Source organism: Streptomyces hyaluromycini, from assembly GCF_002217755.1.
In the GTDB taxonomy this organism is placed as follows: Bacteria; Actinomycetota; Actinomycetes; order Streptomycetales; family Streptomycetaceae; genus Streptomyces; species Streptomyces hyaluromycini.
Window position 1 is genome coordinate 79,351 of sequence record NZ_BCFL01000036.1, and the last position, 13,052, is coordinate 92,402.

The 13,052-nt window shown below is 69.5% G+C and carries 11 protein-coding genes and 1 pseudogene; 5 read left to right on the forward strand and 7 right to left on the reverse strand.

Features of this window, described 5'->3' with window-relative positions; all coding sequences use genetic code 11:
* Position 1: 1 nt before the first annotated feature.
* The 3 genes from SSP29_RS46340 to SSP29_RS58980 form a co-directional block, all read right to left on the reverse strand.
* Positions 2 to 1,972, reverse strand: a complete 1,971-nt coding sequence (locus tag SSP29_RS46340; protein WP_145969052.1) for a S8 family serine peptidase — start codon at positions 1,970 to 1,972, stop codon at positions 2 to 4.
* Entirely contained in the window at positions 1,969 to 2,934 is a 966-nt protein-coding gene (locus SSP29_RS59450; protein WP_089107025.1) for a DUF6603 domain-containing protein, read from the reverse strand. Before SSP29_RS59450 ends, SSP29_RS46340 begins: the two co-directional genes overlap by 4 nt.
* A gap of 836 nt (positions 2,935 to 3,770) precedes the next feature.
* Complete coding sequence (locus tag SSP29_RS58980) at positions 3,771 to 3,932, reverse strand: hypothetical protein (RefSeq protein ID WP_167450177.1); 162 nt, start codon at positions 3,930 to 3,932, stop codon at positions 3,771 to 3,773.
* A gap of 471 nt (positions 3,933 to 4,403) precedes the next feature.
* On the opposite strand from SSP29_RS58980, the gene SSP29_RS46360 reads away from it, so the two are divergent.
* The 5 genes and pseudogenes from SSP29_RS46360 to SSP29_RS46385 all read left to right on the forward strand — a co-directional run.
* Positions 4,404 to 6,476, forward strand: coding sequence for a glycosyl hydrolase family 28-related protein (locus SSP29_RS46360; protein WP_089107028.1), 2,073 nt, complete (start codon positions 4,404 to 4,406; stop codon positions 6,474 to 6,476).
* 683 nt (positions 6,477 to 7,159) lie between these two features.
* Positions 7,160 to 7,957: an ion transporter gene (locus SSP29_RS46370; protein WP_245883553.1), complete on the forward strand. Its 798-nt coding sequence runs from the start codon at positions 7,160 to 7,162 to the stop codon at positions 7,955 to 7,957.
* Between the two features lie 235 nt (positions 7,958 to 8,192).
* Positions 8,193 to 8,432, forward strand: coding sequence for a hypothetical protein (locus SSP29_RS46375; RefSeq protein ID WP_150136256.1), 240 nt, complete (start codon positions 8,193 to 8,195; stop codon positions 8,430 to 8,432).
* Positions 8,432 to 8,812: a toxin Doc gene (locus SSP29_RS46380; protein WP_089107031.1), complete on the forward strand. Its 381-nt coding sequence runs from the start codon at positions 8,432 to 8,434 to the stop codon at positions 8,810 to 8,812. The genes SSP29_RS46375 and SSP29_RS46380 overlap by 1 nt, the downstream gene beginning before the upstream one ends.
* Positions 8,809 to 9,135, forward strand: a pseudogene (locus SSP29_RS46385) (ATP-binding protein); the annotation flags it as partial. The gene SSP29_RS46380 and the pseudogene SSP29_RS46385, both read left to right, overlap by 4 nt.
* Before the next feature lie 57 nt (positions 9,136 to 9,192).
* Here SSP29_RS46385 and SSP29_RS46390 read toward each other — a convergent pair.
* The 4 genes from SSP29_RS46390 to SSP29_RS46405 form a co-directional block, all read right to left on the reverse strand.
* Positions 9,193 to 9,831, reverse strand: a complete 639-nt coding sequence (locus SSP29_RS46390; protein WP_167450185.1) for a class I SAM-dependent methyltransferase — start codon at positions 9,829 to 9,831, stop codon at positions 9,193 to 9,195.
* 200 nt (positions 9,832 to 10,031) lie between these two features.
* The gene (locus tag SSP29_RS46395; RefSeq protein ID WP_089107033.1) at positions 10,032 to 10,703 is read right to left on the reverse strand and encodes a formylglycine-generating enzyme family protein; all 672 of its coding nucleotides are present in this window, start codon (positions 10,701 to 10,703) and stop codon (positions 10,032 to 10,034) included.
* Between the two features lie 12 nt (positions 10,704 to 10,715).
* Positions 10,716 to 11,141 carry a transposase gene (locus SSP29_RS46400; protein ID WP_145969053.1) on the reverse strand — a complete coding sequence of 142 codons (426 nt, stop codon included), beginning with the start codon at positions 11,139 to 11,141 and terminating at the stop codon, positions 10,716 to 10,718.
* A 266-nt stretch (positions 11,142 to 11,407) separates the two neighbouring features.
* The gene (locus tag SSP29_RS46405; RefSeq protein WP_150136257.1) at positions 11,408 to 13,048 is read right to left on the reverse strand and encodes a carboxylesterase/lipase family protein; all 1,641 of its coding nucleotides are present in this window, start codon (positions 13,046 to 13,048) and stop codon (positions 11,408 to 11,410) included.
* Between the last annotated feature and the right edge of the window lie 4 nt (positions 13,049 to 13,052).

Sequence of the window (13,052 nt, forward strand, 5' to 3'; positions counted from 1 at the left end):
GTCATCCCCCCGACACGACCAGTGCGTAGCCTTGTTGTGCGAACACGAAGCTTCCTCGAAGCGTGATCTTCCAAGAACCCGTGGACGGGTTGTCGACGATGACCATCTGGACGTTGTTGGCGAAGTCCTGGGGGCCGGTTCCGCCCGCGTTGGAAACACCTTTGGCGGGATCGATGTCATTCCCCAGGTACTTGACACCCAGCGCATCCTCGACTTCCAGCCGGATGACGTTCCGCCACGTCTGTGTGGAACCCTCGAACGCGGGGATGTCCGTCCACACGAGCGTGATCTTGAGCGGCTCGGTTCTGGCGTCGACGGAATAGCGGTACGTGGCACTCGTCTGCGGCAACAGCCCGGCACTGTGCCGTACGTCCTTCACGAACAGACGGCGGGAGGAGGGCGGATCCTTCTCGAAGAAGAGCGTGCGATCGAGCTGGATCAGCCCCCAGCCCTCGGTGTTGGACGGATAGCCGGCGATGCCCGTCATGTTGACTGTCGAGTTGAGCAGCACCGCCTTGATCAGGGCGCCGGACGGATTGACGCTGCGATCTGGTTCCTTCCTCCCGTTGGGGTACCACCCCTCCGTGAAGTACTGGCGCACGAGCGTGGCCGCGGCAGCGGCGTTCGGTGTCGCCCAGCTCGTGGCGGCAAGCGTGGGGTTCTTCTTCGGGAGGCCGGTGTCGCAGTACACGCCGGGTGGGGTCCTCGGGTTCAGGAGGGCGGACTGGATGCCGTTGCCCACCGCCATGAGATCGGGTTTGCGCCGGCCGTCCGTGGTCGGCCCGTTCTTTCCGCTGCCGAAGGTCATGTGGTCGGGAAAGGCCTGAGCGGCGGCGACACACAGCACGTTTTTCGCGATTCCCGGCGCGCCGTTGCCCGAGCCCCGGTCGGCCGTGTTCGACGCCGCGCCGATAATCAGGTGTTCCTCGTTCTTGAAGCTGAAACTGTCCGCGTCGACCGCGTCGGCGTTGTAGGTCGTGACCAGACCGGACCAGCTGTTGCTGTGGATGAAGGCCCCCGCCTTCTTCCCTCTGTCGAGAAGCTCCACATATTTGCGATTTATCGGTGCGAACAGATCGCCCATGCTGTTGCAGACGATCCTCGCCTCGTACGCACCACCCCGGTTCGCGTGAAGGGTGCTCGTCTTGCCGTCGGCGCTGCGTTGGTCGCCGACAGCGATGCCGGCGACGAACATGAAGTGGTCGTGCGCCCCGATGTCGTTCTGGTCGAACATGCCGAGTACCTTGCGGTGGTCCTCATTCGCCTTGGACTCTTTGGGATCATTGAAGAAGCAGTGGTTCAGGTCGAGATGGCCCTTGTCGATGAGTCCGAGGATCTGGCCCTCGCCGTGCAGCCCGCGCCGCCAGATCGTGTCGTCGGCCGGACCGCCGGTCCGTCCCGACTGGAACACCTCGGCCGAGGGGACGTCGGTCACATCGCGTTCCGGCTCCGGCTCGACGAACACCACCTCGTCGAGGGCCGCGACCTGCGGCAGTACGGCCCGGTCGTCGAGGGCGAACGAGGCGTACTGCTCGCTGCCGAGCGGCCGGCCGTCGCTGAGTACGACATCGCGTGCACCCAGCGCGCTCAATGCCGCGCCGACGGCGGTCAGGTCCGCGTCGGCGAACAGGGTCGCGATCAGGTCGAGCGACGTGCCGGTGGCGGGGAGCCAGGACGCGAGTTTCAGCGCCGGGTCGAGCGCGACGACCGAGCGCACCAGGAAATCGGCACGAATCCTCGCGACGGTCGCGTCGTCGAGCCGCTCGAGAAACGCCAGGTTCGGGATGAACCGGTCGAGCTTCAAGCCGTACGCGGCCTTCAGACGGTCGGCGTCGGGCCCGTTGAGGGAGGCCGCGAACTGGACGACCATCGGCTTCCTGGCCGACGCGAGGGCTTCGGCTGCCGCCGGTACCTCGATGGGGTCGAACGGCTCTTCGCCGATCATGAGCCGGAAGTCCTGTGGCTGAGTCACGGTATGAGCACCTCTCCGATTCGTGCAGGCGTGGCGGCGCGGGGACTTCCGGCCGCCGTGCCGGTGGCCGCGACGCCGGCGGCGACCAGGACGCGGCCGTCGTGCAGCCGCGTTGCCGCGCGGCCGGGTCGGGCGGTGTCCCTCGCCGGACCCGGCCGCCACGATCCGGCGGCCGGATCGAAAGTCTTCGTCGAGGCGAGCGCGTCCGTGGCGGAGCGTCCGCAGGTGACGATGACGCGGCCGTCGGCGGGCCTCGTCGTGGTGTGCTGCCGCCGGGAGGTGCCCAGTGGCGGGCCGGCCGCCCACGCGTCGGCGGTGGGGTCGGACAGGGCGGTCGCGGTGAGCGGCGCCCCAGCCGGATCGGTCCCGCTGACGAGGAGATTGTGACCGTTCGGAGGCACGCCGAGGACGGCGATGTTGCCGGGGATCTCGATGATGACGCCGAGCGGGATACAGATCTGGGTCGGTGTGCCCCAGCCGATCTTGGCCATGGGCCCGATGAGGAAGGTGCCTTGTTCGGGTGGGAAGAACCGGGCGAGGTCGGAGGGGATCCGGGGTGCGTTGGCGATGACGTCTTTCGGGAAGGTGACGGACTCGATCGCTCCGGCGCGCACGCCTTCGACGAGGGCGGCCAGGTTCATGCCTCGGTTCAGCCCGACCAGGCCACCGACCCGGAGTTCGAGGAAGAACGGAAGACCGCCGCAGCCTCCCGGGCGATCGGCCCGGACGGAGAGCCGGGGCTCGGTGAACCCGCTCGGGTCCACCGGTGCGAGAGGCCGCCTCAGGCCGTGCCCGCCGACCAGTGGAGTCGCGCAGACCTCCGTGCCGCGCCGGTCGGAGCCGTAGCCGAATACGACCGTCTCGTCGACGACGGTGACCTCGGTGGACGGCGTGGAGCAGTCCGGCCTCACGGTCGCCTCCGGGGCCGCGTCGCCCAGGGGTTCGATGGTCCGGGCGGTCATTGTCTGCATCCGTGCCTGCATCCGTGCTTTCGCATGCCGTCGACGGTGCAGGGCCCGCCGTCACCACACCGTCAGGGCCGCGTCACCGGGCCCGACCTGCGACCGTTCCCGTCTTCCCGCCGGACCGCCATGCACGGTGAGCTGCACCAACGGTGACGGTCCGCTGAGCGGAACGGGTCGAGACAGGGGGCAACATGGAACGCACGATGGCTACCGGTGGTCGGCAGATCGGACAGATGCCGACGCCGGCGGGGGTTCCACCGGACGCGGCGTCCAGCGTTGCGTGGCGAGGAACGGTGCGGATCGTCGTTCCGAGCACTGGTACCGGTTCACGGCTCTGCCGTTCACCCTCGTCGCGATACTGCTGTCACTTCACGCCGCAGCCGATGCCCCCTCGGGCCGACGGCGCGGGTCGACGGCAGGCGTCTGGCCGGGAGCCACCCCTCCCGCTTCCGGCCAGGCGGAGCATGTCGGCCGTCCGTGTGCCGGCGGTCTCACTGCCGATGCGTCCGCCGCGCAGCGTCACCGCTGCCGCGGACCGGCTCGGGCTCGGCCTGGCCATGGGTCCGATGCCCGCCACTCGATTCGGACAGCTCGTCCACCCGCTGGTGCTCGCCGTGTGGTTTCGCCAAGCGGGTGGGCGCCGGAACACAGCCCCCGCACGCCACGCTGAACCAAGCGCGGAGAAACGAGGAGTTGCACAAGCCGTCATGCGTGCAGCGGTTGCGCTCATCAAGGTGCAGGTCCTTGCTGTAGATCTGGGGGATCTGATCCACAGATCATGAGGGCGGAGCCGGTCGCATGGTCAGTGGTGATGGGGGAGACGCTATGTCCACTCACACGTCGTCCATGTTCGCCGGGCCTGCGACACATGTCCCCGCCTCGTCCACCACGTAGATGATGTCTCGGGTGCCGACTTCGCCGTCTGCTTTGGCGGGCTCGGGGTCGACGACGGGGCAGACCGACTCCACTCCCCGGACGACCCCCCTGTACGTCACAGGCCAGGTACCGCCGCCCTCGTCCGACGTTCGGTCGGAGCCGCCCTCGACCGTGAGACCGCGCTCTCCGCATGACGGACAGCCGAGCACGCGAGCACTCCAGGCCGACTCGTTGATGGCGGTGATGCCCAGTGCCGCCAGGAGCGTGGTACGTGGTCGTTTCAGGCTCCGACGGGACAGGGTGTGGTGCCTGTCCGGTCTCAAAGGTCCCACGCTTCGGACTCCCGGACGTGGACGGTCGGCAGCGCCGCAGCGTGAGCGCGGCTTTCCGTGGAACGAGATCCAAACGCAAGTAATCGACAACTGATTGCAGGATCTGTATCGATCAATGGAAAGAAGTGCCCGCTGTCTTGTCCGGCCGTCCTGTCGCGCCCTAATGTCCCGGTACGCAGCGGCACGGCCCGTTCCCGTCGTGCTGCCGCGCACCGAGCTGCCCTCGGTGACCTCCGCTCCCAGAGAAACGAGAATCCGATGGCGCGGTACACCGACCACGTTGCTGCGGAGCGGCTGAGAGGCCGTGCGCGAAGACCGGCTCGGACCCTGGTGGCGCTGACCGCGGTCACCGCCGGACTCGTGCTCGGCCTCGGCGCTCCGGCCCCGGCGTCGTCGTGGCACACCGGCCGTGCGGGCTTCCCGACGGTGACCCGGGCCGGGCTCGACCCCGCCCTTGTCGCGGGGCGGGGCGCCGCGGTGGACTTCGACGAACAGGAGGCGGAGAACGCGGCGACGGACGGCACCGTCATCGGCCCCGACCGCACCGCCTACACGCTGCCCTCGGAGGCATCCGGCCGCACGGCGGTGCGCCTGAAGCCGGGCCAGTACGTCGAGTTCACCCTGCCGCGCGCGGCCAACGCTCTCACCGTGCGGTACAGCATCCCCGACGCTCCCGCAGGCGGCGGCATCACCGCACCCCTCGATGTCTCCGTGGACGGCCGGCACCGCACCACGATGACCCTCACCTCGCAGTACTCCTGGCTCTACAACCAGTACCCGTTCAGCAACGACCCCCAGGGCGACCTGCTGCACCCCGACTGGTGGATCACCGAATGCGGTTGCGTTCCCGCCGCCACCACCCCGGCGCCCACCATCGACAAGCCGTTCAGGCCGAGCCACTTCTACGACGAGCAGAGACTGCTGCTCGGCAAGCGGTACGCGGCCGGTGACACCGTCCGCCTCACCGCGCCCAGAAACAGCACGGCCGCCTGGACCGTCATCGACCTGCTCGACACGCAACTCGTCGGCGCGCCCCACGTCGAGACGCATGCCGCGAACGTCATCGCCTTCGGAGCCGACCCCACCGGCCGGCGTGACGCGGGCGACGCCTTCGACCGGGCCATCGCCTACGCCAAGAAGCGGCACCTCAAGGTGTACCTGCCGCCGGGCACGTACCAGGTGAACCGCCACATCATCGTGGATGACGTGACGATCGCCGGGGCCGGCAGCTGGTACACGATCGTCAAGGGACACCAGGTCACCCTCGCCACCCCCGCCCCCGACGGCTCGGTCCACACCGGGGTGGGCTTCTACGGCAAGGACGCCGCGGACGGCGGCAGCCACGACGTCCACCTGTCGGGCTTCGCCGTCGAGGGCGACGTACGTGAACGCATCGACACCGACCAGGTCAACGCCCTCGGCGGAGCGCTCAGCGACTCGACGATCGACGGCCTCTACCTCCACCACACCAAGGTCGGTATGTGGTTCGACGGCCCGATGGCCCGTCTGCGAGTCACCCGCACCCAGATCGCCGACCAGATCGCCGACGGCCTCAACTTCCATACCGGTGTGACAGATTCGAGTGTCTCCGACACCTTTGTCCGCAACACCGGCGACGACGGTCTGGCCATGTGGTCGGAGAAGACGGGCGACGCGCGCAACGTCTTCGCCCACAACACCGTGCAGACCCCGGTCCTCGCCAACGGCATCGCCCTGTACGGCGGCACCGACAACACCGTCACCGGCAACCTCATAGCCGACCCGATCAGAGAGGGCAGCGCCATCCAGGTCGGCTCCCGGTTCGGCGCGCAGCCGTTCACCGGACATCTGGAGATCTCGGACAACACCACAGTGCGTTCAGGGCCGTTCGAGCTCAACTGGAAGATCGGCCTGGGAGCCATCTGGTTCTACGCCCTGGAAAGGGACATCGACGCCGACATCCAGGTCACCGGCGACCACTTCCTCGACAACACCTACAACGCGATCATGCTGGTCTCCGACTTCCCGGTGAAGGACAAGTACGCGATCCGAGGCGTCCGTTTCAAGGACATCCGCGTGGACGGCACCGGTACCTCCGTGCTCAGCGCCCGCTCCGCCGGATCGGCGTCCTTCGAGAACGTGGACGCCCGCAACGTCGGCGCGGTCGGCATCAACAACTGCGGATCCTTCAACTTCCCCGCCTCCGGCTCCGAGTTCACGGTGAACGACCTCGGCGGCAACGACGGCGGCGGCACGACCGGCCCCTGGCTGGCATCCTGGGAACTGCCGAACACCATCACCTGCGACGACCGACCCCCGGTGTCCCCGCCGCCGGCCCCGGCACCGTGGTGAGGTAGGACGACGGGCGAAGCAGCCACGCCGTCGCAGGGGCGGGCGGGCCGTCTCCACCGGTGGGAGGCGGCCCGCGCGCCCAGTGGCCCTCCGAGACGACCGACGGGGGGACAAGCCGCGCGGACGAGGCCGTCCTCGCGTCCACGGGAGGGCTCGGGCATCAGGGTCGTCACCGCCTCGTGCCTGCTGCTTGTGGGCGCGCTTGTGTCGGGCGCCGACGTGGGCTCCACCAGGCTGAGCCCGGCCGCCTCATGGAGGAGACGATCGAGCTCTTCGTCGCCGCAGGGGCGCTCTCGCGCCGAGGTTCTCGCGGCCGTGTTCGCCGCGGCCCGGCGGTGTCGGACGACCCAGCCCCCACACTCGTCGCCCTCCTCGTCATCCGTGACCTGGGCGCCGCGTACGGGAGGCCGGAGGGGGCGTGTCCATCGTGCGGCAACGACGTCTGCCCGGACGCGGACATCGGCCTGGTGCCGGGCGTCGGCCAATGCTTCCCGTGCCAAAGCCACCGCGCCCGTCTCGAACACGAGGGACCGACAGCCATGGCACCCGCGCCCGACGGGTCCTGTTCCTTGAGCGCCTTGGCCTCACTCCTGAAGATCCGGGCTGCCTTCCGCATTGGATCTACAGTGCTGTAGAAGTTTCCCTGGAAGGCGATCACTGGACAAGCCTGCCTTCCGGCCGGGTTGGCCGGGAACGTCGTACGAGCCGAGGGGCAGAGACAGCAGGATCCCGGAGCAGCATGGCCGGCCGAGCACGGCTGCCTGGCCGTGTTCACCGCCGAGATCCTCCTGCGCCTGGGCGCGCACGCCGACCGCCCCCGGGACTTCCTCAGGGACCCGTGGAACCTCTTCGACCTCGCCGTGGTCCTGTGCGCCTTCCTGCCGCTCGTCCGCGAGAACACCACCGTGCTGCGCCTGCTACGGCTGGCCCGGGTACTGCGCACCGCCCGCTTCCTGCCGCAGCTGCGGATCGTGCTGACCGCCGTCGCCCGCAGTCTGCCCGGCACGCTGAGCTTCCTGCTGGTGGGCGCCCTGCTGCTGTACGTGTACGCCATGGTCGGCTGGGTCTTCTTCGGCCGTCACGACCCCGAGCACTACGGCTCCATCGGCCGCGCGGTCCTGACCCTCTTCCTCCTCATGACCCTCGACGGCATAGGCGACGCGGTCCACTCCGGCCTGGAGGTCTCCCGCTGGAGCCTCGCCTACTACGCCTCCTACGTCCTGATCGCCTCCTTCGTCCTCGTCAACGTCCTCATCGGTGTCGTCATCACGTCCCTCGACGAGGCCCGGCAGATGGAGCAGGAGGAGGCGACGGAAGAGCCGCCGTACCCGGCCCCCGGGCTCGAAGACCGACGCCTGCTGATCACCCGCAGCACCGCGGCCCGCCAGGCCCTGGACGACCTTGAACGCGATCTCCTGCAGAGTGCGGCAGCGGACGGCTCACCGGACATCGGGGCCGCGCCGGCCGCGTTTCGATCATGACCCCCCTGCCCGGGCATCCGGCCGGTCCCGGTCGATGGCTGCTCCGCGGGCAAGGGCGACGGTGGTAGGAGGGGGCAAGGTGCTCGGCGAGCGCGGTCTGGAGCCGGTCGTCCTCACGACGGTGACCCGAGTCCGGCCCGGGGACCTTGTGAGTGCCGGACCGCGGGCGGGGTGCTGGACCGCCCGCTCCGGCCTCCCGCTTCACCCGCAGGCACCTACTAGGTACCATCGCTCTATGCCATCGCTGAACGTGTCCTTCACCGACGAGGAACTCGAAGGCGTGCGGGCCGCGGCCGCCGCCGAGGGCAAGAGCCTCAAGCAGTACCTGCACGACCTCGGAATCCGCGAGATGCAGCGCAAGCAGTTCGTCGCCGGTGCGACCGAATGGGCCGAGCGGCTGCGTGGCGAGTTCGACGAGGCCTTCCCTGACGAAGTGCCGCCCGCCGAGCGCGGCACCGGGGCTGCTGCCGCCTGATGCCGCCTCTCTACATCGACGTCTCCTGGCTGCTGGACGTCCAGGAGAACGCGCTCGGCCACGACGACCTGACCGTCTCGGACTACTCCGCGCTGGTCGCGGCCGTCGCCCGCCACAAGACCCGGTTGCCCACCCTCGCGGCCGCCGACCCCGACACGGCCTGGCGCGCCGCGGCCCTCCTGCACACGATCGTCCGCCTGGAGCCGCTCCCGCACCGCAACAGCCTCTACGCCGCGTTCCTCGCCGCCCAGTACATGGCGCAGGCCGGCGAAGGCATCGACCCACCCTACGGTGCGCTGCCCGACCTGGTCCGCAAGGTGCGTGACACCCGCATAAGCGTCCAGGATGTTGCCGACCAGCTACGCGGCTGGAAGCTGTAGCCGTGGGCACCGCGATAGCCAGGGCCGGCTACCGCGTCCGCCGCACCACCGCAGCAGACTCGGTGAACAGGCCGGTCGAGGCGGCAGACGGGAAACAGCCGGGCAGGACCATCGCCCGCTGCGGGCGCGTCCACCTTCTCGAAATCGATGAGCTCGGCTGGCTCGAACGGGACCGCCGCGCCGCGGAGATGCCCTTCCCGGTTCTCGCGGTGCGCGCGGAGAGGGGGAGGGGCATCGCGATCGCCTCCCACGAGGCGTTCACCGGCTGGAGCCGGACCTTCACCGACCGGCGGCTCTGCGCGGTGATCGTGGACCGCCTCACGAACGACAGGCCAAAGCGGACGCTCACGACAGCAGCTCAAGCGAGGCGGCCGAGCGCGTTAGGCGACGGGCACGGAACGTGGTTCGGCGATACCGATGATGAACTCCCCCCGTGGCCGGATGTCGGCCAACCACCCCAACGCGGCCAGTTCACCGGTGAGTTCTGCCGGTTCGTGGAGGACCTTCACGATGCGGTACTGGCTGCCGTCGTCGAGCCGACGCACGTCCGAAGCCACTTCCTCACGGGCGGCCGCAGCGGGGCCCTCATCGACGAAGACGGCCTTGCCACCGGGCGCGAGGGCGGCAGCGACGGTGTTCCAGAAGTCGCCGAGCCGAGACGGCGGGACATGGGAGAGAAAGAACGCGAAGAACACCGTGTCGTAACGGCGCGGCGGCTGCCACCGGAACACGTCGGCCCGATCGAACCGGACGTTGGAGGAAGTGACCCGCGCCCGCGCAATACCCAAGACCTCCGGTGACGCGTCGACAGCAGTCAGCGAGCGCGCCCGCGCGGCCAACGGCCCGGTCCACTGCCCCGTTCCGCAGGCCAGCTCCAGCACATCCCCGGCAACCGGGAGGTCGCCGGCCAGGGCCACCAGCTTGCGCAGATCCTCACGCTCGGCATAGACCCGGTCGTACTCGGGCGCACGAGCTCGGTAGTAGGAAATCTGCTCCGCCAAAAGGGAATCCTCATCGATTTCCACGACCTCGACTCTAACGGGCCAAGGCACCAGCGGTCCCCGAACAAGCCAATCCCGGGGGCCACTTGAAGACGTCGAGGCAATACAGGATCTTGTCTCAGGTGAACGGGTTCGATTCGCTCGAAGTCTCAGATGATCGAGTCCCCAGGCAGTTTGATCGGCCGGCATTGCGTCCGTTGACGGGCCTGAGCCGGTCGTCACACGACGGAACGCGCGATGCGGAATCCGACGTCGTCGACCTGGAAGGTCGGGTGGCTGCGGCGCCGCGCGGAGGCCCGGCAACTCCAGTGCTCGTCGAACCAGCCACCGCCACGGAGCACCCGGTAGGTGCCGTAGACCTCGGCGTCGTAGACGTCCCAGCACCAGTCCCAGACGTTGCCGAGCATGTCGTAGAGCCCCCACGGGTTGGGGCGTTTCCCGCCCACGTCGTGGATGCGCTCGTGCGAGTTGCCGCGGTACCAGGCGATGTCGTCGAGCTCCCCGTAACGAGGTCCTGTCGTACCGGCACGGCAGGCGTGCTCCCACTCCGCTTCGGTCGGCAGCCGGTACCCGTCGGCGGACGCGTCCCACTCGACGCCTTCGCCGTCGGCATGGAAGCGGTACGCAGGCGTGAACCCGTCGCGCTCGGACAGGGCGTTGCAGAACCGCGCCGCCTCCCACCAGGAGACGGACTCGACGGGCAGCGGGTCCCCCTGGGCTGTGCTCGGCCGCTGGCCTGTGATCTGCGCGTACAGCGCCCGGGTGACCGGGAAAGCCGCGAGCCGGTAGGGCGCAAGCTCGACCGACCAGCTGCGCTGTGTCCGCCGGTCCGACAGCGTCACCTGCCCCGGCGGGATGGCGACCATCTCGTTCCCCGTCATCACGTCCATGATCAGGAAATCCTAACGCGACCCGCCCTGGCGCAACGGCGGAACCGAAGCAGGATGGCTGACTGACGGCGGTATGAAGGTACGCAGGCAATCGCGACGGGCTACGACCGCCTCCTCGGCGGCTTGGCCGAGGTTCTGGAGCAGATGAAACCGGTCCGCACCTTGCAGCGCCTCCGGGGCGCCGAGCGCTGCATCTTCGGCATACGCCCCCGCGCGGTCCCTGCAGATCACCTCCACCCCTGGATGCGCGTTCAACCAGGCCGCCAGCGGTGCTGCTTCGCGGCCGGACAGGACGTCGATGGGGTGGTGGCGCTCGCCGTCCGTGATCACGGTGGCGTACGTGTGGCCGCGGCGGGTGGCGAAATCGTCGACCCCGATCACCCGCGGCGTGCTGAACCGCGGTTCCGGGAAGGCCATCACGCGGCGCGGCAGCGTCATCCGCCCAGCGCCAAGGCCCAGCTGCGCCGCCGGCCTCCCACCGACGCGTCCGGCCGGCGCGAGCCCGATCCGAGTAGTGGCGTCGACTTCCACCACTACGGCCTGGTGCCGTTCTTTGTCCTCTCTTTGTCCTCGAACACAGCCCCACCGCCCCGGCAGCGACAGCGTGACCTCGGCGTAAGGGCGGCGCGCTCGAAGGTGACGGCGGCCGGCGCCACGCCCGTATCCGCTTGACCCGTCCGATGCCCGCTGCACAGAACGCTCTTTCAGGAGTTGTGTGTGACCGGCATGGTGTCCCAGAGCGAGCACTGGTGTTTCGCGGAGAACCGGGCGTCGTCGATCAGGACACTCCTGCCTCCCGCCCGCAGTGACAGCGTCACTTCCTTGCCGCTGTGGTAGGCGGGCCAGGCGGCCTGCCGGGCGGCGTGCGGCCGGCCGGTCTTCGTGAAGGCGCCCCAGTACTGCGTCATCTCGCGGGCGAGCCGCCGTTCGGCCGCGTTGAAGAGTGGGGCGATCGGCGTGCCGTTGTCGAAGCTGGGCCAGATGTAGGCGAGTTCCGCGGCGTGGCCGGCTCCCCAGACGTAGCCGGGTATCTGCGTCAGGCCGGGCCCGGTCCGGTGGTCGAACTCGTACGAGTAGGTGGGGGTGTACCGCTCGAAGGTCCCGACGAGCGAGCGTTGCCCGCACCCGCCGATCCCGCCGATCATCCCCGAGTCGGTCATGATCGCGCCGACGAGGTACGCCGCGGTGTACGCGTCGGACGTCCCGGGCCAGGGGTAGCGGGCGAGGACCTCGTCGGCACGGTCCCCGGCGACGCCCTGGACGAAGGCGACGTAGGCATCCTTGCCCGCCCCTATGTAGCCCTGGGCGAAGGTGCGGCCCTCGTCACGGTTGGCGCCGACGAGCACGGGCACGCGGGCGAACCGCCCGCTGTCCACCGCCTCGCGTACGTTGACCGGGAACGTCGGGGTCCCGTCCACGAAGGCGGCCGAGAAGGTCCGGCTCGCGTCGAGGAGAGAGCCCGCCGAAGCCGACCGCAGACATCCGAGGACGGCCGCCTGGTCGGTGCCGTCGCAGCCCGCCTGGCGGGCGAACGACGTTCCGGTGGTCTCGGCCTGAGCCTGCGGCTCGCTCGGGCAGGAACCGCTCTGGATCACGGCGCGGGCGAACAGACCGCGTGAGCCGGGCGACACCAGATGTCCGCAGACGGACCAGCCGCCCGCGGACTCGCCGTCGATGGTGACCGCGGCGGGGTTCCCGCCGAAGGCCGCGATGTTGCGCTGCACCCAGCGCAGCGCGGCCTGCTGGTCCATGAAGCCGTAGTTGCCGGACTCGCCGCCCTCCCCGGTGAGGGCCGGCAGTCCGAGGAAGCCGAAGACGCCGAGCCGGTAGTTGAGCGAGACGCCGATGACACCCGTCTGCCGGACGAGCTTGGACTCGTCGTTCTGTGCGCCGCTGCCGTTGGTCAGGCCACCGCCGTGGATGAACACGTGCACGGGAAGTCGGTCGCCGGCCCGCACTCCCGTCGGCCGCCACACGTTGATGTCGAGACAGTCCTCGGTCTCGCTGCGCGGGCCGTTGCCGCTGGGCAGTACGGGGCAGGGGTTGCCGAAGGCGGTGGCCTCCCGAGCGCCGGTCCAGCGCGCCGCGGGCCGCGGCGGCTTCCAGCGCAGGGAGCCGGTGGGCGCCGCCGCGTAGGGGATGCCGAGGAACCGCTGGACGCCCTGGGAGACGGCACCACGTACGGCGCCCTTGTCGGTGGGCACCACGGTCGGCGCACTCGCGGCCGACGCCACGGCCGCCGTTCCGGACGCCGCCGCGGCCGCCGTCGCGGGCAGCAGCCCGACGGCGGTCATGGACAGGATCAGCGCGCCGCCCAGGGCAGTACGGATTCTGCTCGCAGTCATGGGG

Coding starts and splice junctions, on each gene's coding strand:
- SSP29_RS46380 (WP_089107031.1), top strand. CDS start 8,432: ATGCCGCCTCTCTACATCGACGTCTCCTGGCTGCTGGACGTCCAGGAG.
- SSP29_RS46375 (WP_150136256.1), top strand. CDS start 8,193: ATGCCATCGCTGAACGTGTCCTTCACCGACGAGGAACTCGAAGGCGTG.
- SSP29_RS46405 (WP_150136257.1), bottom strand. CDS start 13,048: ATGACTGCGAGCAGAATCCGTACTGCCCTGGGCGGCGCGCTGATCCTG.
- SSP29_RS46400 (WP_145969053.1), bottom strand. CDS start 11,141: ATGACGCTGCCGCGCCGCGTGATGGCCTTCCCGGAACCGCGGTTCAGC.
- SSP29_RS46395 (WP_089107033.1), bottom strand. CDS start 10,703: ATGGACGTGATGACGGGGAACGAGATGGTCGCCATCCCGCCGGGGCAG.
- SSP29_RS59450 (WP_089107025.1), bottom strand. CDS start 2,934: ATGACCGCCCGGACCATCGAACCCCTGGGCGACGCGGCCCCGGAGGCG.
- SSP29_RS46360 (WP_089107028.1), top strand. CDS start 4,404: ATGGCGCGGTACACCGACCACGTTGCTGCGGAGCGGCTGAGAGGCCGT.